Source organism: Maribacter spongiae, from assembly GCF_047345125.1.
In the GTDB taxonomy this organism is placed as follows: domain Bacteria; phylum Bacteroidota; class Bacteroidia; order Flavobacteriales; family Flavobacteriaceae; genus Maribacter.
On sequence record NZ_JBLFEQ010000004.1, the window covers coordinates 307,750 to 329,993 of the forward strand.

Here is a 22,244-nt window from a genome sequence, read left to right on the forward strand (position 1 = left end):
CTGAACCGTTAAAGATTAAAATAAGGTGGATTTCAACTAATGACGAAATTCATGGACTCACCTAAATCTTAAAGGTAATTACCGGTAGTATGGAGTGATTGGCAATGTCCTCCCCTATGCTGCCCATAAAGAAATGGGACAGTCCTTTACGTCCATGGGTAGAAATACCGATAACATCCGCATCCATTTCTTCCGCAAAATTCAGAATCCCGTTTTCCACGGAATAATCATTGTAGATGGCAATGAGCGGATCAAACCCTACCGTACTGCAAAATGCCTCAATTTTCTCCTGAATTTCGGCGGTATTAAGAAAGCCGGCCCCAGGGGTGTTAACATAAATCAATTTTAGCTCCATGGAAAGGGCGTCCGCTATAAATTTTGCCCTTTGGAATGCATGTATATGTTCTTCTTTTAAATCACATGCAAAAACCATTTGCTGCGGGTTGAAATCCTTGAACCTTGTTTTAATGACCAAAACGGGTATATTCGAGTTACGAACTACTTTTTCCGTATTGGATCCCACGAATAGCTCCTTGACTCCCTCTGTTCCATGGCTACCCATAACGATCAAATCCGCATCATGTTCCTCCGCAACCTCGCTTATTTCACTAAAGACCTTAAAGTGTTTTATGACCGAGACTACTTTGATTCCCTTTAAATAAGGTTTATCCAGGAACTCTTTTAGCCGCTTTTCCGCCAATTTTATAAAGAAGACCGTTTGCTCCGGATGTGCGCCCTGGCTGGAACTTAATATAGCCTGGTTCAGCTCCAACATGTGCAATACGAACAGGGTGGATTTATTCTTTTTTGCAATCGAAGCCGCTACTTGTATGGCATATTCGGATTGATTTGAAAAATCTATGGGAACAATAATATTTTTCATTTTAGCGGATTTAGATGTTCTTAGTTAAACAGTCATGGAAAACAACCGTGTTTCCGGTGCTTTTTCATGCAATCTCAAATCAAAGGCCATACATACGTTCCGTACAAAAGGCCTTCCTTTTTCCGTTATTTTAATTTGATCTTCGGTTATCTCCAACAAACCATCTTGACGCATTTCAGATAGCCTGTCCAAAACATCGGGCAGGTTCTCAAACAGCATTTCTCCTGTAGACCATGAAGTTTCCATATGGCACATAAGGTTTAAAATATGTTTTCTAACAATTTCATCTTCCATGGTAAGCATGTGTCCACGAAAAATGGGGATGATATTGTTTTTTACCAAGTGTTGGTATTCTTCCAGACTTTTTACGTTCTGGGCAAAACCATACCAACTATCGCTTATGCTCGAAGCGCCCAAACCGATCATTAATTGTGTTTTGGAAGCCGTGTATCCCATAAAATTCCGATGCAGCCCACCTTCTTTCATGGCTTTATAAAGCTCGTCCGTTGCCAGGGCAAAATGATCCATTCCTATTTCCGTATATCCTGCCTCCTCCAACAGTATCTTGCCATTTTCATATTGCCTTCTTTTCTCTGCACCGGAAGGGAGATCGGTATCCTTATAACCACGCTGGCCGTTTCCTTTTAACCAGGGTACATGGGCGTAACTATAAAATGCCAATCGATCCGGCATCAATTCCTTTGTTTTTTGAATGGTGGCCTCAACATTTTCCATAGTTTGATGCGGCAGTCCAAAAATAATATCATGTCCGATGGAGGTATATCCTATTTCCTTTGCCCATTGCGTCACACGTTTCACATTTTCAAAAGGTTGCACCCTATGTATGGCTTTTTGAACGGTTTCGTTATAATCCTGAACACCATAGCTGACACGCCTAAAACCAACATCATACAAAGCCTGTAAATGTGCCTTTGTGGTATTGTTCGGATGGCCCTCAAAACTAAACTCATGATCCTCGGCCATTATCGCTTTGCCGAGCAACCCATGAATCAGATGTTTTAGGTTATCCGGACTAAAAAAAGTAGGGGTTCCGCCACCCAGATGCAATTCTTTGATAATCGGTTTTTCCGAGAAAAGATTTAAATAAAGTTCCCATTCCTTTAACAAGTTCTGGATATAGGGCAACTCCACTTCATGCCGTTTGGTAATACGTTTATGGCAGCCACAAAAAGTACACATGCTCTCGCAAAAAGGCAGATGAACATAGAGGCTTATCCCCTCTTTCCCATTGGTTCGGGCAAAACTTTTTTGAACACTGGTTTCCCATTGTTTTCCCGAAAAGGATGGGATATCCCAATAGGGAACGGTGGGGTAGCTCGTATACCTGGGACCGGCTACATTATACTTTTGAACAAGACTGCACATAGATTATAAGGTTTGTACAAACCTATAATTCTATATCCTAAAAAAATATGATAAATATCAGCTTATGAAGACCACCGTAATTTTAGTAGGTCTCTTTCATCCAATTATAGGGTTTTCTTTTTATCCAATTCCCGCGTGTAAAATCCGGAAAATCCTGGGGTTCGCCATTATTGGCTATAGAGGCTTCTGACAAAGGGGTTACGGCACTCCATGCCGCAGCATCATATGCATCCAATGGCGGTGCTATATTGGCTTTTGCCGACTCTACAAAGGAATTGAGGACAAAGAAATCCATACCACCATGACCCGCACCTACGGCATATTCCCCATATTTTTTCCAAAGCGGATGGTCGTATTTGGTAAGCCATTCGGTGGCTTTGTCCCATCTGTGCGGTTCCGATTTTCCCTCTACATAGATTCTGTTGCCATTAACTTCCCAAAGACCTTTAGCTCCCTGCACCCTAAAATCCAACGAATATGGTCTTGGCAAATTACTATCAAGGGTTATGATTATGGTCTCTTCATTGGCCGTGTTGATCGTTGAAGTGATAACATCCCCTTGCCTGAATTTGACCTTGGCGTTTGGATGGTCCTCTCCACCTACCTCAACGATATAATTATGGAGACCGATAGACTTTGTTGCATGTGATGTAAGGGAAACAAAACGATTGCCCCTATTTATGTCCGCCATTACGGCAATAGGACCCAGACCATGGGTCGGGTATACGTCCGCATTCCTTTTAACGGCATGTTCTGTACGCCATTTGGATTCCGAGATTCCTTTTTCCCCAAACTCCACTCCCTTTCCATACGCTGTTTTTCCATCATTTAATTTTACATGGCGCAGATCATGCTGATATCCACACCTAAAGTGTACCAGCTCTCCAAATACGCTCTGCTTTACCATATTCAATACCGCAAGAACATCCCTTCTGTAATTTACGTTCTCCAAAATCATCATATGCGTTCCGGTGGCCTCATGCGTATTCACCAAATCCCAACATTCTTCCAAAGTATTGGAAGCCGAGACTTCCACTCCCGTATACTTTCCCGCTTTCATGGTATCTACCGCCATGCGCGTATGCCAAAGCCAGGGCGTGGATATAATAACGGCATCCACATTTTTTAGCTCTAAAAGATTTCGATAGTCATAATCGTCCTTTCCAAAAACCTGAGGAGCTTTAAATCCTGCTTTTGAAATAAGGTTCTTTGCCAGGTTTATCCGTGCAGGGTCTATATCGCAAATGGCCGTAATAGAAACATCCTTTCTTAACAACAGGTTGTTAAGGTGGTTGGTGCCTCGTAAACCTACACCGATCATCCCTATGTTCAATTTGTCGTTCGCACCAAATCTTTTTGTCGCAAAACCAGGTACAGTAAAAAGTCCGGCACCGGCCAGACTCGTATTTTTGATAAAATTTCTTCTTGTAGTCATGAAAATCTATAATTATTGAAGGAAATATATGAAAAAGTCGGCGAACCTGATAAGTTCTTATCGGATTTAATAATCATATGACCGATTACCCTAAAAAATTTAAAGACAATCATTATTTTTGGGCCTTAAAACAAAACCATGACACTACTTTTAATGGCTGCCGGTAGTGGCAGTAGATACGGAAAGCTAAAACAATTTGATGAATTGGGACCAAGGGGCGAATTTTTAATGGAATTTGCTATTTATGATGCCATTAAAAATGGTTTTCAACAAATCGTTATCATTACCAAAGCCGAAAATGTTTCCTTTTTACAGGAATATTTGAACGAAAGACTTCCAAAAAATATTCAATTGGACGTATTGGCGCAAGAACTAACGGATTTACCCGATGGTGTTACCTTTACTGGGGAACGCAAGAAACCATGGGGAACGGCACATGCGGTCTGGGCCGCAAGAAACGTTATCAATGGTCCTTTTGTTGTAATCAACGCTGATGATTTCTACGGACAATCCGCATACAGGAACGCTGCAGCGTTTATGAACTCCAACGGCAATGACGACGTCTATGCCCTATTGGGATATACATTAAAGGATACACTCTCTGAACACGGTTCGGTTTCAAGAGGGGTTTGCAAGGTAGACGGCGAGGACCTGCTTTCCGTAGAGGAACGGTTAAAGCTAATACAAAAGGAAGAGGCCATCATAGACGAAGATACCGGATTGCGATTTACGGGAGACGAACAGGCGAGCATGAACTTTTGGGTTTGCAGACCATCGGTCTTTGATAAAATCGAATCGGAATTCAGGATATTTTTGAACGATGACGATCGCATAGCCAACAGCGAACTTTATTTGCCCATTACCATCCAAGAAATGCTCCAGGCCAATGAAGTTGCCGTAAAATGCATTCCTTCTGGCGGAGAGTGGTTCGGGGTTACCTACGCAAGCGATAAGGAAAAAGCAATGAAAAGCCTTCAGGACAAAACAAACGAAGGTCAATATACCTCACCCTTATGGGATTAAAAAACAGTAAATATACCCCGGAAGAACTTCAACATATTCTGGGGTATTTTTCCATTGAACAGGGTCATTTTTCATTACAGCCTTTGACGGCAGGTTATATAAACGATACTTTTCTGGTCTTTAAAGAACATACGCCCCTGTATATTTTGCAGCAAATAAACCATAATGTCTTTAAAGACGTTAAAGGGTTAATGCAGAATATTGCAAAAGCCCTGGATGCGTTAATGGCAAATGATTACAACACTATAAAGCTCCAAAAGACAGGCATGGGGGAAACCTACGTGCAACATTCTGGAAGTTATTGGCGGCTTATGAGCTATATTCCGGAAAGTACCACTTTCAATACTACTACAAATACCAAAATCGCTTTTGAAGCGGGAAGGATCATCGGAAAATTCCATTTGCTGTTAAAGAATGAAAAATCTTCGGTATTTGTAGACACCATTCCGCAGTTCCATGATTTGAACCTCCGCAAAATACAATTTCACGAAGCATTAGGATCTGCCGAAAAATCCAAGCTTGACCTTGCAAAAAACACTTTGGATTTTGCAAAGGAAACCCTTAAAAAACTGGAAGGCATCAATACGTCCGACCTACCGTTCCGTATATGCCATAACGATACCAAACTCAACAATATTTTGTTTTCCAAGGCTTCGGACAGGGCACTGTGCCTGATCGATCTGGACACCATTATGGGCGGGTATTTCTTTTATGATTTTGGCGATGCCATCAGAACTATTGTGAATACTGCTCCAGAGGATGAACAAGATCACGACAAAATAACCTTTGATCAAACCCTTTTTAATGCCTTTGTTGAAGGTTTGGCGCATAATGGCCCTTTTTTGACCGAACGGGAATTAAAATCCCTTCCCCTGGGCACTGCTTTTATGCCTTTTATCCATGGGTTAAGGGCATTAACGGATTACCTCAACAATAACATCTATTACAAGGTATCCTATGAAAACCAAAACCTGGATCGCGCACTGAGCTTATTCGATTTTACAAAAAAAGCGTTGGATCAGCTGGATTTTATGAAAGAAGTCTTTAAAAACAGATTGGAGACAGATTAGCATAGATCCAAACCACCATGGGAATATCACGTATCTTTATTCTTTAGAAAATAAGCTTATGGAAAAGAACGAATTATATCCTGTTTTTTTAAAAGTCAGTAATTTAAATGTATTGATCGTAGGGGGCGGAAATGTTGCGTTGGAAAAGCTTACTTTTTTATTGAAATCCAGCCCCAATGCACAGGTAGAAATAGTATCTCCCATGTTTCGGAAAGAAACCGTTGCACTCGCCAAAGAGTATAAAATCATTATGCATACGGATGTGTATAACAAGAAATATCTAAAAGGGAAACATATTGCTATTGCCACTACGGACAAGGCAGCCGTTAACGAGCAGGTCTATTATGACTGTAGGGCACAAAGCATTTTAGTGAACGTAGCCGATAATCCTCCTTTTTGCGATTTTTATATGGGTGGGATCGTCACAAAAGGCAATGTAAAAGTAGCCATATCCACCAATGGAAAATCACCGACCACGGCAAAACGTCTAAGACAGTTTTTTGAAGATGTAATTCCGGAAAATATTGATGATCTTGTCCAAAACCTGAACGAATACAGAAAAACCATCAAAGGGAATTTTGAGGAAAAAGTAGAAGCCTTAAACGAATTCACTAAAGGTTTGGTCAACAAAACCGGGGAAAATAAAAATCAGAAGTAGTTACTTTTCATAAAATCGGGAAAAGTCTCCATCCACCATAACACCGGACAAAAGATTTTAGTTGTCCAGATGATACCACAGAAAACAAACCGGACAATTATCCCACTCACAAGTACCGGTTCGATACCTGACCATTCTTTAAAACTAAAAAGAGCCCGATCAATCAAGATCGGACTCTTTTACGAGAACACTATATGAAAATGAAAAAATTTAATTCTTTTTCTAACACTGTAAAAATAGAAAAGCAATGCCTTTCCTAAAAAGGTTTGTTGTGAACACCAGAGAATATGTGGTAAAGGTTACGATTTATGTTTTACAGGTATAATTTAAGACGCACGCAACCCAAGTACGGCAAAATACAGATCAAAAAGCCATAACTTTATTCTCTGCAAAAAAATAAAAAAAGCCGATACTCCTATCGGCTTAAACTAACTAACTCAAAAATACTAACACGTGCTCCATAAGAACACGGCAAAAATAGATTGCCGATTCTGTATTAATGTTAAGCCAATCTAAGGAATAGGTTAAATTATTTGAATGCCTGATGCCCTGTAATATCCGCACCTGTAATCAGTAAGTGAATGTCATGGGTACCTTCATAGGTAATTACACTTTCCAAATTCATCATATGGCGCATAATACTATACTCCCCGGTAATCCCCATTCCTCCCAAAACCTGCCTTGCCTCTCTGGCTATTTTAACGGCCATTTCTACATTGTTGCGCTTGGCCATGGAGATTTGTGCCGTAGTGGCCCTCCCCTGGTTCTTTAATTGCCCCAACCGAAAGGCCAACAACTGTGCTTTGGTAATTTCCGTTATCATTTCCGCAAGCTTCTTTTGCTGCAATTGCATGGCGGCAATGGGTTTTCCAAACTGTACACGTTCCTTGGCATATCTTAGTGCCGTATCATAACAGTCCATTGCGGCACCTATAGCTCCCCAAGAAATACCGTAACGCGCAGAATCCAAACAACCCAACGGAGCACCTAAACCGGATTTTCCCGGCAAAAGGTTTTCTTTTGGAACTTTGACATTATCAAAAATAAGCTCTCCTGTGGCAGAGGTCCTCAAAGACCATTTGTTATGGGTCTCCGGGGCAGAAAAACCCTCCATACCACGTTCAACAATAAGACCATGTATTCGTCCTTCTTCATTTTTTGCCCATACCACAGCAACATCTGCAAAAGGGGAATTTGATATCCAGAGCTTGGCGCCATTTAGCAAATAATGGTCACCCATGTCTTTATACTTGGTTTCCATTCCACCCGGATTTGAACCATGATTAGGTTCAGTCAACCCAAAACACCCCATCCATTCACCAGTGGCTAATTTGGGCAAATACTTTTTGCGTTGTTCTTCTGTCCCATAAGTAAAAATGGGGTACATAACCAATGAAGATTGCACGGAAGCAGTTGAACGCACGCCACTATCGCCTCGCTCAATTTCTTGCATGATAAGGCCGTAGCTTATCTGATCCAGACCGGCCCCTCCATACTCCTCCGGAATATAGGGACCAAAAGCCCCGATTTCTGCTAAACCACCAATGATTTGTTTTGGGAATTCAGCCCTTTGGGCATATTCCTCAATGATGGGGGAGATATCCCGTTTTACCCATTGGCGGGCGGCACCACGCACCAATTTGTGTTCTTCGGACAGTAGATCGTCTAAAAGATAATAATCGGGAGCTTCGAATAAATCCGGTCGCATAGCAATAAATTTTACCAAAGGTAATTAAAGAAATATAACGATGACACCTTGAAAAGTTACATTTTTAAATAAAATGCCTTTGTCAATCGCATATATTCAGAAGTGTATTTTTGCCTGCTTATTTCGATAACAAGTTCGTTTGTCGTTAGATTGATCCTCGCAAAACCGAACTCCAATAGGCTTCGTTTCACGGGCGATTCATAATTTCCCTTTACACGGGTAATCCGTTTCGGATAAAGACCCTGTTTCTCAGCCACTGTAATAAACAGCCTTTCTTCTTTATGGGGAACAATGACCGAAAAGACACCGTTCTTGGACAAGAGTCTCCGAACACCTTCCAAAAGCTCATCAAAAGGCAAAGAATTATTTTGTCTTGCCCTGTCCCTTGCTTTATCTCCGCTTGAAACATCTTCCGAATAAAAAGGTGGGTTGGAAATAATAAGATCATATTTATCATCTACCTCATCAACAAATTCGTCCAGGCCAGCATGATAGCAGAACAACCGATCACCCCATGGGGAGTTTTCCAAATTTTCCACACATTGTTCGTAGGCCGCTTCTTCTATTTCTATGGCATCAATTATTTCGGCATCGCTTCGTTGTGCCATCATCAAGGCAATGAGTCCGGTTCCTGCACCAATATCCAAAATAGTATTGGGTTTTTTATCCAAAGAAGCCCATGCACCCAATAACACCCCGTCCGTACCAATTTTCATGGCACAACGATCTTGATGTATGCTGAATTGTTTGAATTTAAACGATTCGCTCATTCCAATTGCCCCGCTTGTCTGGTCTCCGAGCCTTCCAATTCTAAAAGCGAATCCCCCAAACGTGAGCGCATATTATTTGCCAATAACTTAATCTCGGCAACTATCTTAGGGTATTTTGCGGCCACATTTTTGATCTCACTCTCGTCATTGACCACATTATATAGTTCAATTTCCTCCATGTCTATCATTTTGTAATTTCCCGGCGATCCATCCTTACCCGGTTCTTGTCCGATCATCGTTCTATACCGGTGTGGAAAATACAATTTCCATTCTCCATAACGTACACCAAAAAGCTCGTTCACCCTATAATAAAAGAAATAAGCTTCTTGGGGGCTTTCATTACTTTCTCCCGTAAGCACCTTCCACACACTCTTACCATCAATGGTTCTATTTGGTAGTTCTGCCTGGGTTACTTCGGCAATACTGGGCAATATATCTATGGCCATGATCGGGACGGCAATGGTCTTCCCGGCCGGAATCGCTTTCGGGTATTTAATGATAAACGGTTCTCGCTGTCCACCTTCCCAGGCGGTTCCTTTTCCTTCCCTAAAGGGCAATGCGCTCCCGGCATGGTTCCCATAAGATAGCCACGGGCCGTTATCCGAGGTAAACATAACAATCGTATTTTCCTCTAATCCATTGTTTTTTAACGCCTCCATAATCTGCCCTACGGACCAGTCCAGTTCCATGATTACATCACCATACAACCCCCTGTTGGATTTCCCTTTGAACTTGTCCGACACAAATAACGGCACATGTGGTTGCGGATGCGGCACATATAAAAAAAATGGTTCATCCTTATTGCGATGGATAAAATCGACACTACGTTCGGTAATCCGGGTGGTCAATTGTGATTGTTCCGTTAACGTATCTACAACCGTCTCGTTTTCGTACAGGGGCAGATCTGGAAAATTAAAAATTGGCCCTTGCTGCGGATGATAAGGCCACATATCATTTGAATAGGGTATCCCGAACCATTCATCAAACCCATGTCTAGTGGGCAGAAACTTCGGGTGATGTCCTAAATGCCATTTACCGAATATGCCTGTTTTATAGCCTTTTGACTTGAGCATTTCGGCCAATGTAGTCTCGGAAGCGTTTATACCATGGGTATTGTCCGGCCCCAGGGCATTATGAATACCGATACGGTTTGGGTAGCAACCTGTTAAAATACCCGCCCTTGAAGCCGAGCAAACCGCCTGGGCGGAATAGTAGCTGGTCAACATAGCACCTTCCCGGGCCATTTGGTCCAAGTTGGGGGTAGCAATATCATTTGCTCCAAAAACACCAACATCATTATAGCCCTGATCGTCCGTAAAAATCAGTACAACATTGGGCACCCTTTCTGTATTTTTATTTTGTTCCCTGTTTCCACAGGATGACAGAACCAAAAGAAGTAACGGCAATAACCTTTCAATATTTATCTTATAAAGAACGATAGTTTTCATGTGTTTGAATTTTTTAACCATTTATGAACAAGCTATCTAAAAACTTAAGAACCCATGCAATTATATGCTGAACCCGCTCTCCCATAAATTTGTTTTGATCATATCGCTATGTGGTTTTTGATTAAAAAATTCATGTTCATCTCACCTTTTCAAGTTCGTTAGGATCCTACTTTTTGCATCCTCTATATAACTTCGTCCTATAGTGTACCTAATACCGCCTATTTCTACACTATTACCTTCTACTGCGTTTACTTTACCAACTGCTATGGTATATGACCTGTGTATTCTTATAAAGTGTTCCGATGGAAGTTCTTCCGTAAAACTGCTTAGGGTCCTATGAACGATATATTTTGCCGTCGGCGTAATTATACGGATGTAGTCCTTTAGACTCTCCACGACCATAATTTCGTCCAGAAAAATTTTCTGAAGCCTTTTTTTATCTACTTTGACAAAAATGCTGGGTTTTTCATTCTTAACATTCTCCTCAGATACGATACTTCCCTGCTTTAGACCGATAACCCGGTCCACGGATTTTAAAAACCGGGGCAAGGAGACGGGTTTTACCATATAATCTATGGCCTCCAGATCAAAACTCTCCAAGGCATGTTCTTCATGTGCCGTAATCATAATTACAAAAGGTTTTACATGAAGCGTACTTAAAAACTCCAATCCGTTCAAATAGGGCATATTAATATCCAAGAATATAATATCCACTACATGGTCCCTTAGAAAGGACGATGCTTCCATAGCATTGGAAAAAGTGCCTTCCAATTGAAGTTCCTTGACCTGGCCTATATAGTTTTTAAGCACATTTATCGCCAACGGTTCATCATCTACCACTATTACTTTAAGTTTCATATGACCTTAAGTTTTAATATAACATTGAACATCTGATCTTTCTCAAAAATAGACAGTTTATAATCTTCTTTTTTATAGCCCAGTTCCAACCTCTTTTTAACATTGGACAAACCGATTCCTCCAGATCTGGTGGGCAATTCTTTTTTTGCTTTTGCATTGGGAATCGTATTTGCCACTTCAAAGGTCATAAAACCATCGGAAACGGCCAGATCGATATTTATGAACATTTCCCCGATATTCTTACTGGCACCATGCTTAAAACAATTCTCTATCAAAGGAACCAATAGCATTGGAGCTATTTTATAATTCTCCAAGTCACCGGAAATACGCATATCAATTTTTAAAGTATCGTCAAACCTGATCCTTTCCAAATCTATATAATTTCGTATACACTCTATTTCGCTTTTCAGGTCCTGCCGACGCTTTTTGGTGGCATACAAAAGATACCGCATTAAATCGGAAAGTTTAAGGATAACTTCCGGTGCCTCGTCGGACTTTTCCAAGGTCAATGAATAAATATTGTTGAGCGTATTAAAGAAAAAATGTGGTGATACCTGAGACCTTAAGAACCTCAACTCAGTGGTCAGCTGCCTTTTTTCCAGGTCATACAATTTACTGTTTTCCCTTAGCCAGTCTATAGTCAACTTAATAGCGGTAAAGAAAGATACTACGTAGAGTTCCCCTATCATGGTCTGCAACGCATAATCAAAAGTTAAACTATCTATATTTTCGGGGCCTTCCGGCCATACATTTGTGCTTACCAAATAATACGTTAGGTTATATTTTGCCAACAACATGACGAAAAGAGACACCAAGACGAGAAAAGCATATGTAAAATATTTTCTGGTATATACAAATCTGGGCATTAAATAATAAACATTAAAATAAGTCAGCAGAATATGGATGGGAAATCCGATCAAATTCGTTTTCAAGGAATATATAAAATCATCATGTACACTACTCCATCTTATCGTATTGAACACAAAATAAAATCCCCAGAAAATAACATGATGCCAAAAGCTTATACGATACTTATCAGAATCTTTGTCCTTTCCTAAAAAATATTCGATTTTACTATTCACATACATGTTTTTGCTTTTTTCTATTTTTATGACGTTTGGCCTTGACCATTAGTTGTTGGTCTAATTTTATTCCTTATAAAGTTAAATTTATTAACATTTCCAACTGTTAACATACCGCTCCAAATAATATAAAGGAGATGTTATAGACACTAAAGTAGTCAAAAACCTTAGAAAAAAAGTTTAGCCCGGCAGGAATGAATCTAATCGATGTCTTTATTATCCTTGTTTATATACTATTGACCCTAACAGTGGGTATCTGGGTTTCTAAAAAAGCCTCTAAAGGCCTTAAGTCTTATTTTTTGGGGGGCAACAACATCAAATGGTATTATTTGGGGTTGAGCAATGGTTCGGGCATGTTCGATGTTTCCGGAACGGCATGGATGGTAGGATTACTATTCTTATATGGGGCCAAAAGCTTTATGTTCATGTGGTTATGGCCTATTTGGAATCAAATATTCGTAATGATGTTCCTGGCCGTATGGATAAGGCGTTCAAATATTATGACAGGATCGGAATGGATCTTAACACGTTTTGGGGATGATAGGGCCGGCAGGGCCTCACATAGTATCGTTGCTGTTTTCGCCATAGTTGCCGCCGTTGGTTTTATTGCGTATTTCTTTGAGGGGATCGGTAAATTTATGACCGTTATCCTTCCATGGGACTTGGCATTGGAGATAGGGAATACCGTTCTCCTGGATTCCGAACAAAGTTACGCACTGATCATTATTTTTTTAACGACCGTTTATACGATAAAAGGAGGCATGTTCTCTGTTGTAGCCACAGAGGTCTTACAGTATGCGATTATGGTGGTAGCGGGTTTATTAGTGGCCGGTTATGCTTTTTTTACAATATCGGATGTCGAATTAAATGCGGTTGTATCTGCCGAATGGAAAAACGTTTTTTTTGGTAAAGAACTCGGCACACATTGGGGCGAAAAATTTCAGGCCTTTAATGACCTTATTGATTCCGAAGGTTATAAAATGTTCGGAGCCTTAATAGGCATGACACTTTTTAAAGGTTTTTTTGCCAGTGTGGCGGGCCCTACCCCAAGTTATGACCTGCAACGGATTTTATCCACTAAATCCGTAAAAGAAGCGGCCTATATGAGCGGATTCACCAATTTGGTGCTTTTTATTCCCAGATACCTTCTTATAACGGGAATCGTAGTCATTGCATTGATCGTATTGGGGCCTGAAATGGCGGCCAACCCCGATCTAAAAGGTGCCGACCTGGAAATAATTCTCCCCAAAGTAATCAACAACCATATACCCGTGGGCATCAAAGGATTGCTCCTGGCTGGATTACTGGCAGCTTTCATGTCTACTTTTTCGGCTTTTGTAAATGCAGGTCCCGCCTATATCGTAAATGATATCTATAAAAAATATTTTAAGCCGGAAGCCTCTGACAAGCATTATATAAAAGTAAGCCACATAGCATCTTTTTTAGTAGTTTTCTTAGGGGTTTTTATGGGGTTCTTTGCAGAATCCATCAATTCTTTGACCCTATGGATCACGAGTGCCCTTTTTGGGGGCTATGTAGCTTCCAATTTTTTAAAATGGATTTGGTGGCGTTTTAATGGATGGGGGTACTTTTGGGGAATGCTGGCAGGGCTGCTCATTGCCACACTACAATTTATATTGGATCAGAACAAAGGAAATATTGCAGAGGGAACACTATTGTTCGATCTATGCCATATGCATGCCATTTATCTGTTCCCCATTATTTTTGGTTTCTCCCTTTTAGGTTCTTTTTTAGGTACTTATTTAACACAGCCTACGGAAATGGACGTACTCAAGTCTTTTTATAAAAATGTCCGCCCCTGGGGGTTTTGGAAACCGGTTTACAAACGATTAAAACAAGATGACGACCGGATAAAACCAAATAAAAAATTCTATGGGGACATGATGAACTGTATCATTGGAATCGTATGGCAATCCAGTATGATCGTTTTACCTATTTATTTCATGATACGGGACTATCCAAAAACCCTTATCGCCCTATTTATATTTTTAGGCACATCAATACTGCTTAAGTATACATGGTTGGATCAAATAAGGAAAATCCCGGATTAATTATTTTGACTTAAATTCCATTTTCAATTCATTAACACTTAAAAAAATAGTAAAGTGATTTCTATTCCCTGGCAAGAAAAACCAAAAGACCATTCGGAAGTTCTATGGCGGTATTCTGAAAATCCCATTATCAAAAGAGATGCCATCCCAACTTCCAACAGTATTTTCAACAGTGCCGTAGTACCCTTTAACAATGGTTATGCCGGAGTTTTTAGATGTGATAACAAAGCAGTGCAAATGAACGTATTTGCAGGATTTAGCAAAGATGGGCTCCATTGGGATATTGAGCATAAACCCATAATTTTCCAAGAAGGGAATACCAATATGATCCACTCGGATTACAAATACGATCCCAGGGTCACTTTTATTGAGGACCGTTATTGGATTACCTGGTGTAATGGTTATAACGGGCCTACCATTGGCATAGGATATACCTTTGATTTCAAGGAGTTTTTTCAATGTGAAAATGCCTTTTTGCCCTTTAACAGGAACGGTGTACTGTTTCCCGAAAAAATAAATGGAAAATATGCCATGTTAAGCAGACCAAGTGACAATGGGCATACCCCCTTCGGAGATATCTATATAAGCTACAGTCCGGATATGAAGTATTGGGGAGAACACCGCTGTGTTATGAAAGTAACCCCATTTACGGATAGTGCCTGGCAGTGTACAAAAATAGGTGCGGGATCCGTGCCCATTCGCATAGATGAAGGTTGGCTTATGTTCTACCACGGTGTTATAAATACCTGTAACGGCTTTAGATACTCCATGGGTGCGGCCATATTGGACAAAGACCGCCCTAATCAGGTAAAATACAGAACACGGCAATACCTGTTATCGCCCCAGACTCCGTATGAGTGTATGGGCGACGTGCCCAATGTAGTTTTCCCCTGTGCCTCCCTACACTCCCATGAAGAGGACAAAGTGGCCATTTATTATGGTGCCGCGGATACAGTAGTCGGAATAGCCTTTGGAAGGCTCTCGGAAATTATAGATTTCACAAAGAAAAATAGTATTTAGTATAGTATGAAAAGTCCTTACTCAAAATTAAAAAATAGCACAACCTTATTCCTTCTGTTTGCCTTGTATTTTGGCTGTATTTCTTTATATGCCCAGAACGTTCCCAGAAGCTACGTTGCCCAAAACACGATTGAAACGATACAAATCGATGGCAAAATGGAGGAGACTTCCTGGAAAAAGGCCAAATGGTCCCAAGTTTTTAAGGATATTGAAGGGGATAAGGCAGCTACCTATCAAACACGTGTTAAGATGGTGTGGGATACGGAATATCTCTATTTTCTCGCCGAAATTAAAGAACCGCATGTTTGGGCGACCTTAAAACAAAGGGACACCATTATTTTTTACAATAACGATTTTGAAATTTTCATAGACCCCGAAGGCGATACACATAATTATTTTGAATACGAAATGAACGCCCTGAATACTATTTGGGACCTGTTCCTTTCCAAACCCTATCGGAATAAAGGAAGAATTTTGGGCGGATGGGATTTTAAGGGCTTACGATCGGCCGTTCATATTAATGGGACTTTAAATAACCCATCTGACATTGACGAAGGGTGGACAGTGGAAATTGCCATACCCTGGTCCTTTGTAACCGAACCTGGTGGAAAGACCGTTATCCCTAAAAATAAATATTGGAGGATAAACTTTTCCCGGGTAAATTGGGACTTTGATCTAAAAAATGGCAGATACTCCAGAAAAAAGGATAGTTCCGGAAAGTATCTGCATGAACATAATTGGGTATGGTCACCACAAGGGGTCATAAATATGCATGAGCCGGAGCACTGGGGTTATGTGTATTTCTCTTCGGACAAGGTGGGAGCGGATTCCAATTTTAAAATTCCCGAGGACGAACACATAAAATGGTATTTGTATAAATTGTTTAGGGATTACAGGGATGAAAACCAAAGGAAAACAATCTGGAAATCCATAGATGGCCGGCTACAAAGCGATGCTAAAATTATATTGGGAAAATCGGTTTTCCCCATCTTGGAAAAGAACGCCTTTGGGTTTGATATTTGGGCAAAAAGCCCGTTCACCAACAAAAAATTAGTAATTCACAATGATGGAAAATTTGAAACTTATGAACAGTAAATTCGTTAAAACGATTTGCCTATTTGCGGTCATTTCTTTGACCTCCTGTCAAAATCAAAAGAATACAAAAGCGACAACATCAACTTCCGTTGTAGAGCAAACTGAATCAAAATTTAAAATTTGGACATGGGTCACGGCTGATGAAAAAAGAACGGACAGTTCTTTCTCGGAGGAATTTGCCAAGTATGCGGCCAATGGAGTCGATGCCGTTCTGATCAATACCTACGCCAATCCAAAGCTATTGGAACGATTGGCACCCATTGCCAAAAAATTCAAGTTAGAGGTACACGCTTGGATGTTTACGGTTAACAGGCCCGGAGATAAGGTGGCCGAGCAACATCCGGACTGGTATGCCGTAAGCAGGGAAGAAGGCAAATCCTGTCATGATGAACCTCCCTACGTGGATTATTACAAATGGCTTTGCCCTACCAGAAAAGAATCTCGTGAACACATATTAAGCCTGGTCGAAGGCTTGGCAAAAGTAAAGGGCGTTGCCAGCGTACATCTGGATTACATTCGTTATTCGGACATATTCTTGCCTATTGGCCTTTTGCCCAAATATGATCTTACCCAGGATACGGAGTTGCCAGAATTTGATTTTTGCTATTGTGATGTCTGTGTTTCCGAGTTCGAAAAAATACATCATAAAAGTCCAAAAGAATCAAAAAATCCATCCATAGACATGGAATGGAAAAATTTTAGGTTGAATAGAATAAAGGCCATTGTGGACGATGCCCATAAAATTGCCCATAAAAATGGAAAAATATTGACCGCAGCAGTATTTCCATATCCGGAGATGGCCGACCATATGGTACGTCAACGATGGGACAAATGGAATATTGACGTGGTGCTACCTATGATCTATCACAATTTTTATAATGAAGAAATAGACTGGATCGGTTATGCTACGGGGCAAGGTGTAAGGGATTTAAAGGGGAAAAATACAGAACTACATACTGGAATTTATGTTCCCGACATGAAAGCAGATGAACTAAGGACCGCCATGATGCTGGCCAAAAAGAACGGGGCAAAAGGCGTTTCCTTTTTTGATGGACCTGCCATTACCGATGAACAATGGGGTGTTATCAAGAATTTTAACAACTAACAATTATGCACCGGTCATTTATTCATCTGCTTTTAATTTTGATATGCTTCCAAGGATGTAAAACGGAGAGCATCGGATTAACATCAGATCAAGACGTTTCTTTGCTGGACCATGTAAATCCACTAATGGGCACCGATTCCTCGTTTGAATTATCAAACGGAAATACCTATCCGGCGATCGCAACGCCTTGGGGCATGAATTTTTGGACACCCATGACCTCAAAAATGGGAGACGGTTGGACCTACAAATATGATGACAATAAAATACGGGGCATTAAGCAAACGCATCAGCCAAGCCCTTGGATAAATGATTATGCCGCCTTTTCGCTCATGGCCGTTACCGGTGAGCTTAAATTTCAGGAAGACGAGCGGGCCTCGTGGTTTTCACATAAATCGGAAACCGTTAAACCCAATTATTACAAAGCTTATCTTGCGGACTATGATACCGAAATAGAGGTTACGCCAACGGAGCGGGCCGCACATTTTAGATTCACCTTTCCAAAAGATAGCTCATACATTCTATTGGATGGTTTTTTTAAGGGTTCCATGGTAAAAATCATTCCCGAGGAACGTAAAATTATCGGCTATTGCAGAAATAACAGTGGAGGTGTTCCAGAAAATTTTCATAATTATTTTGTGGCCGAATTTGATAAGGATTTTGAATTGACGCATACTTGGGGAGATAACTGGGCATTACACCCTAATACTATCGAGAATAGAGGAGAACACTCAGGAGCCATCGTTGGTTTCAATACAGAAAGAGGGGAACAGGTACATGTAAAAGTTGCCTCTTCTTTTATAAGTCCAGAGCAGGCTCAATTGAACTTGGACAGGGAGATAGGCTCGGACAATTTTGATGAAACGTTGTCCAAAGCCACAAAGGTTTGGGAAAATGAATTAAGTAAAATTCAAATTGAAGATGATAATGTTGACAACATAAGAACCTTCTACTCCTGTCTTTATCGTGTTTTATTATTTCCCAGAAAACTCCATGAATACGACCGGAACAATGAAATAGTCCATTACAGTCCATACAACGGGGAAGTCTTACCCGGATATATGTTTACGGACAATGGGTTTTGGGACACATTTAGGGCCGTTTTCCCATTTTTCAACTTGGTTTACCCGGAGTTGAACTCCAATATCATGGAAGGTCTGGCAAATACCTATAAAGAGTCCGGTTGGCTGCCGGAATGGGCCAGTCCCGGCCACAGGGATTGTATGATCGGCTCCAATTCGGCCCCCATAATATCGGATGCTTACGCAAAAGGGATTTCTATAAAAGATCGGGACATCTTACTGGAAGCCATGGTCAAAAATGCAGAAACTTCGGCAAACAGGCCTACCTCCAATGGCACTATTATACGATCCGTTGGGAGGGAAGGAATAGACTATTACAATAAATTGGGCTATGTGCCCTATGATGTAGGTATCAATGAAAATGCAGCACGAACACTGGAATATGCCTATGCGGATTTCACCATTGCCCAAATGGCCGAAAAACTTGGAGATACGCAACTAGCCGAAAAGTTTTATGTTAGAAGCCTTAACTACAAAAACCTCTTTGACCCCGTTACCAAATGGATGCGTGGAAAGAATAAAGACGGTAGCTTTCAAAGTCCCTTTAATCCATTAAAATGGGGCGATGCTTTTACCGAAGGGAACAGCCTGCATTATACATGGTCCGTTTTTCATGACATTAATGGCCTCATACATTTAATGGGCGGAAAAAAAGAGTTTGAAAACCAATTGGATTCCGTCTTTGATATGCCCCCGGATTTTGACAATTCCTATTATGGGTTCACCATTCATGAAATCAGGGAAATGCAGATAATGAACATGGGGAACTATGCCCATGGAAATCAACCCATTCAACACATGATCTACCTCTACAATTACGTAAATAGTTCCCATAAGGCGCAAGAAAAAATCAGAACCGTACTGACCAAATTATATGCCCCCGATCCAGATGGCTATTGTGGCGATGAAGACAATGGGCAAACATCCGCATGGTACGTATTTAGTGCTTTGGGTTTTTATCCGGTGACCCCGGGCGTTAATGAATATGTAATCGGCAGTCCCCTGTTCAAAAAAGCGACCATAAACTTGAATAATGGAAATACTTTTACGATCAAAGCTCCTAAAAATTCAAAGGACAACTTTTACATAAATTCAGCTAAATTAAATGGGAAGGATTATAGCAAAACCTTTCTGAAATACGATAGCATACAAAATGGCGGTGAACTCTATTTTTCAATGGATTCCGACCCCAACAAGAATTGGGCCTCTGGAGAAAAAGACATCCCCTATTCCCTGAGCCTCGCCAAAAACCTTAATTAATATGGAATTACGATTCAACCTCATACCCTGGTTTCTATTTTTATGTATCCTGGCCACAAACAACGTTCAAGCTCAATCTGTTGAGAACAAAAATTATATACAATATGTGAATCCCTTTATTGGCACTTCCAACTTTGGAACTACCAACCCCGGTCCCATCGCCGTAAGGGGAATGGTAAACATTTCCCCTTTTAATGTTGCCGGCGATCAGAATCTGCCTCTGGAAAAAGATAGCAGGTGGCTATCCACTCCTTACGTTCATGAAAATAAATTTTTAACGGGATTCAGTCATGTAAACTTAAGTGGTGTTGGTTGCCCGGAACTAGGCGTTATTTTAGCCATGCCTACGACCGGGGAATTGGAAATAGATCATTTGAAATACGGTTCGACCTATTCCGATGAAATCTCCAAAGTAGGCTATTATTCAAATCGGTTGGACAAGTATGATGTAAAAGTCGAGACTACCACAGCTACACGCACAGGAATAAGCAGATACACCTTTCCCAAAGGCAAGGCCAATATTCTTTTAAATTTAGGATTGGGGCTTACCAATGAACAGGGTGCGAGGGTCAGGGTCATATCACCTACTGAAATTGAAGGTGTCAGAACCGTAGGTTCTTTTTGTTATTACAAACCCGAAGAAGCCTATCCTGTTTATTTTGTGGCTAAATTTTCAAAGCCGGCGACCGAATATGGCACTTGGAAAAAGTCGTCTAAAATTACCGGAGTAGAATCACAATGGATGCAGTCCCATGGAAAAAATTATAATGGTGAACCGCTCATCAAAAAAGGATTCATGCAAGAAGTAGTCGGTGATAGCATCGGGGCCTTTGTACACTACAACTTCGATGCTCCCACTACGATAGAAATGCGTATAGGGGTTTCCTATATAAGCATAGAAAACGCCCGGAAAAACCTTAAAAAAGAGACCGATGGCAATTCCTTCGATGAAGTTTTAAAAAATACGGAAAAAGAATGGAACGAGCATTTGGCCAAGATAGAAGTTGAAGGAGGGAGTGAAGAAAATAAGGTTAAATTTTATACCGCACTTTACCACACCCTGATACATCCCAATACATTAAACGATGCCAATGGGGAATATCCCAAAATGGGTACAAGGGAAACATTAAAGACGGACGGGACCAGATATACCGTTTTTTCGCTTTGGGACACCTATAGAAATTTACACCAACTAATGAGCTTGGTATATCCCGAACAACAATCCAACATGATCAAAAGCATGTTACAGATTTATGACGAATCGGGATGGCTCCCCAAATGGGAACTGAACGCTACGGAAACAACTACTATGGTCGGGGATCCGGCAGGAATCATTATAGCGGATACGTACCTCAAGGGAATACGGGATTTCGATGTTGAAAAAGCATATGAAGCTATGTTGAAAAGTGCAAAACAAATCAGAAACAACCCTCTCAGGCCCGGATTGGAAGACTATTTAAAATATGGATATCTTACCACGGCCACCACAAACAGCGGCTCCGTTTCCACCACCCAGGAATACAACATAAGTGATTACGCCATTGCCCAGCTCGCAAAAAAATTGGGAAAGAAAAATGATTTCAAACATTTCTCAAAGCGTTCCATCTCCTATCGTAAATTATTGGATAAGGACTTAAATTTACTAAGGCCTAAAAATGAAGATGGCAGTTGGGTTACACCTTATGATCCGAATAACGGTGCCAACTTTGTTAAAAATTTAGGCTTTATTGAGGGCAATGCCTGGCAATATACCTTCATGGCACCCCATGACATACCTGGCCTTATAAAGCTTATGGGCGGAAAGAAGAAGTTTGTTCGGCAACTAGAAAAAGTTTTTGATTCCGAACAGTTCGACATGGCCAACGAACCGGACATTATGTACCCGTACCTCTTCAATTATGTTCCCGGGCAAGAATTCAAGACCCAGGAAAAAGTTCAGGAACTTTTGACCAAGCATTATCAAAATCTACCTGAGGGCTTACCCGGAAATGACGATACGGGAACAATGAGTGCCTGGGCAGTATTTTCCATGATGGGCATATATCCTATAAACCCGGCAAACCCCGTTTATGCCTTGACAACACCTAGTTTTAACAAAATTACCCTACATCTGAACAAAAAGTATTACCATAAGGATAAAATAGTAATTTCAAAAAATGGTAAGGGCCAAATAAAACAGATTACTGCGGGAGATCAAAAGCTACCCATTTTTTTTATAAGCCATCAAGATTTGGTGAATTCAAATGCATTAAAATTCTATTTAAGACCTTAAGGAATTTGTACGTGTATCCG

Annotated in this window: 17 protein-coding genes; 9 read left to right on the forward strand and 8 right to left on the reverse strand. The window is 40.7% G+C overall.

Translation table 11 applies throughout. The features are described 5' to 3' along the window. Window positions 1-61: 61 nt before the first annotated feature. The 3 genes from ACKWB9_RS07965 to ACKWB9_RS07975 form a co-directional block, all read right to left on the reverse strand. Window positions 62-883, reverse strand: a complete 822-nt coding sequence (locus ACKWB9_RS07965) for a universal stress protein (protein ID WP_414002482.1) — start codon at window positions 881-883, stop codon at window positions 62-64. A gap of 24 nt (window positions 884-907) precedes the next feature. Continuing rightward, entirely contained in the window at window positions 908-2,269 is a 1,362-nt protein-coding gene (gene hemN / locus ACKWB9_RS07970; RefSeq protein ID WP_414002483.1) for an oxygen-independent coproporphyrinogen III oxidase, read from the reverse strand. An 82-nt stretch (window positions 2,270-2,351) separates the two neighbouring features. After that, window positions 2,352-3,704: a Gfo/Idh/MocA family protein gene (locus ACKWB9_RS07975; RefSeq protein ID WP_414002484.1), complete on the reverse strand. Its 1,353-nt coding sequence runs from the start codon at window positions 3,702-3,704 to the stop codon at window positions 2,352-2,354. Window positions 3,705-3,842: 138 nt separating this feature from the next. On the opposite strand from ACKWB9_RS07975, the gene ACKWB9_RS07980 reads away from it, so the two are divergent. Genes ACKWB9_RS07980 through ACKWB9_RS07990 form a run of 3 tightly spaced genes read left to right on the forward strand, consistent with a single transcriptional unit; the run spans window position 3,843 to window position 6,455 of the window. Beyond that, window positions 3,843-4,727 carry a nucleotidyltransferase family protein gene (locus tag ACKWB9_RS07980; RefSeq protein ID WP_414002485.1) on the forward strand — a complete coding sequence of 295 codons (885 nt, stop codon included), beginning with the start codon at window positions 3,843-3,845 and terminating at the stop codon, window positions 4,725-4,727. After that, window positions 4,718-5,797 (forward strand): phosphotransferase enzyme family protein, encoded by a 1,080-nt coding sequence (locus ACKWB9_RS07985; RefSeq protein WP_414002486.1) that lies wholly within the window; start codon window positions 4,718-4,720, stop codon window positions 5,795-5,797. The genes ACKWB9_RS07980 and ACKWB9_RS07985 overlap by 10 nt, the downstream gene beginning before the upstream one ends. Before the next feature lie 58 nt (window positions 5,798-5,855). After that, complete coding sequence (locus ACKWB9_RS07990) at window positions 5,856-6,455, forward strand: precorrin-2 dehydrogenase/sirohydrochlorin ferrochelatase family protein (RefSeq protein ID WP_414002487.1); 600 nt, start codon at window positions 5,856-5,858, stop codon at window positions 6,453-6,455. A gap of 529 nt (window positions 6,456-6,984) precedes the next feature. Here the strand turns inward: ACKWB9_RS07990 and ACKWB9_RS07995 are convergent. The 5 genes from ACKWB9_RS07995 to ACKWB9_RS08015 all read right to left on the reverse strand — a co-directional run bounded on the left by ACKWB9_RS07995 (window position 6,985) and on the right by ACKWB9_RS08015 (window position 12,327). Further along, window positions 6,985-8,163 (reverse strand): acyl-CoA dehydrogenase family protein, encoded by a 1,179-nt coding sequence (locus ACKWB9_RS07995; protein WP_414002488.1) that lies wholly within the window; start codon window positions 8,161-8,163, stop codon window positions 6,985-6,987. Window positions 8,164-8,219: 56 nt separating this feature from the next. After that, complete coding sequence (locus ACKWB9_RS08000; protein WP_414002489.1) at window positions 8,220-8,933, reverse strand: tRNA1(Val) (adenine(37)-N6)-methyltransferase; 714 nt, start codon at window positions 8,931-8,933, stop codon at window positions 8,220-8,222. Next, window positions 8,930-10,381, reverse strand: coding sequence for a sulfatase family protein (locus ACKWB9_RS08005; protein WP_414002490.1), 1,452 nt, complete (start codon window positions 10,379-10,381; stop codon window positions 8,930-8,932). The genes ACKWB9_RS08000 and ACKWB9_RS08005 overlap by 4 nt, the downstream gene beginning before the upstream one ends. A 141-nt stretch (window positions 10,382-10,522) precedes the next feature. After that, the gene (locus ACKWB9_RS08010; RefSeq protein ID WP_414002491.1) at window positions 10,523-11,239 is read right to left on the reverse strand and encodes a LytR/AlgR family response regulator transcription factor; all 717 of its coding nucleotides are present in this window, start codon (window positions 11,237-11,239) and stop codon (window positions 10,523-10,525) included. Beyond that, on the reverse strand, window positions 11,236-12,327 hold the full coding sequence (locus ACKWB9_RS08015) for a sensor histidine kinase (protein ID WP_414002492.1): 1,092 nt from the start codon (window positions 12,325-12,327) through the stop codon (window positions 11,236-11,238). Before ACKWB9_RS08015 ends, ACKWB9_RS08010 begins: the two co-directional genes overlap by 4 nt. Before the next feature lie 188 nt (window positions 12,328-12,515). On the opposite strand from ACKWB9_RS08015, the gene ACKWB9_RS08020 reads away from it, so the two are divergent. From ACKWB9_RS08020 to ACKWB9_RS08045, 6 genes are read left to right on the forward strand one after another with little or no spacing between them, the layout of a single operon-like run. After that, a complete protein-coding gene (locus ACKWB9_RS08020) occupies window positions 12,516-14,393 on the forward strand; it encodes a sodium:solute symporter family protein (RefSeq protein ID WP_414002493.1) in 1,878 nt (625 codons plus the stop codon). Between the two features lie 54 nt (window positions 14,394-14,447). Continuing rightward, window positions 14,448-15,413 (forward strand): glycoside hydrolase family 130 protein, encoded by a 966-nt coding sequence (locus tag ACKWB9_RS08025; RefSeq protein WP_414002494.1) that lies wholly within the window; start codon window positions 14,448-14,450, stop codon window positions 15,411-15,413. A 6-nt stretch (window positions 15,414-15,419) separates the two neighbouring features. Next, a complete protein-coding gene (locus ACKWB9_RS08030; RefSeq protein WP_414002495.1) occupies window positions 15,420-16,508 on the forward strand; it encodes a carbohydrate-binding family 9-like protein in 1,089 nt (362 codons plus the stop codon). After that, window positions 16,498-17,613 carry a putative glycoside hydrolase gene (locus ACKWB9_RS08035; RefSeq protein ID WP_414002496.1) on the forward strand — a complete coding sequence of 372 codons (1,116 nt, stop codon included), beginning with the start codon at window positions 16,498-16,500 and terminating at the stop codon, window positions 17,611-17,613. The genes ACKWB9_RS08030 and ACKWB9_RS08035 overlap by 11 nt, the downstream gene beginning before the upstream one ends. Window positions 17,614-17,618: 5 nt before the next feature. Continuing rightward, on the forward strand, window positions 17,619-19,952 hold the full coding sequence (locus ACKWB9_RS08040; RefSeq protein ID WP_414002497.1) for a GH92 family glycosyl hydrolase: 2,334 nt from the start codon (window positions 17,619-17,621) through the stop codon (window positions 19,950-19,952). Window position 19,953: 1 nt separating this feature from the next. Continuing rightward, the gene (locus ACKWB9_RS08045) at window positions 19,954-22,224 is read left to right on the forward strand and encodes a GH92 family glycosyl hydrolase (protein ID WP_414002498.1); all 2,271 of its coding nucleotides are present in this window, start codon (window positions 19,954-19,956) and stop codon (window positions 22,222-22,224) included. Window positions 22,225-22,244: the final 20 nt, after the last annotated feature.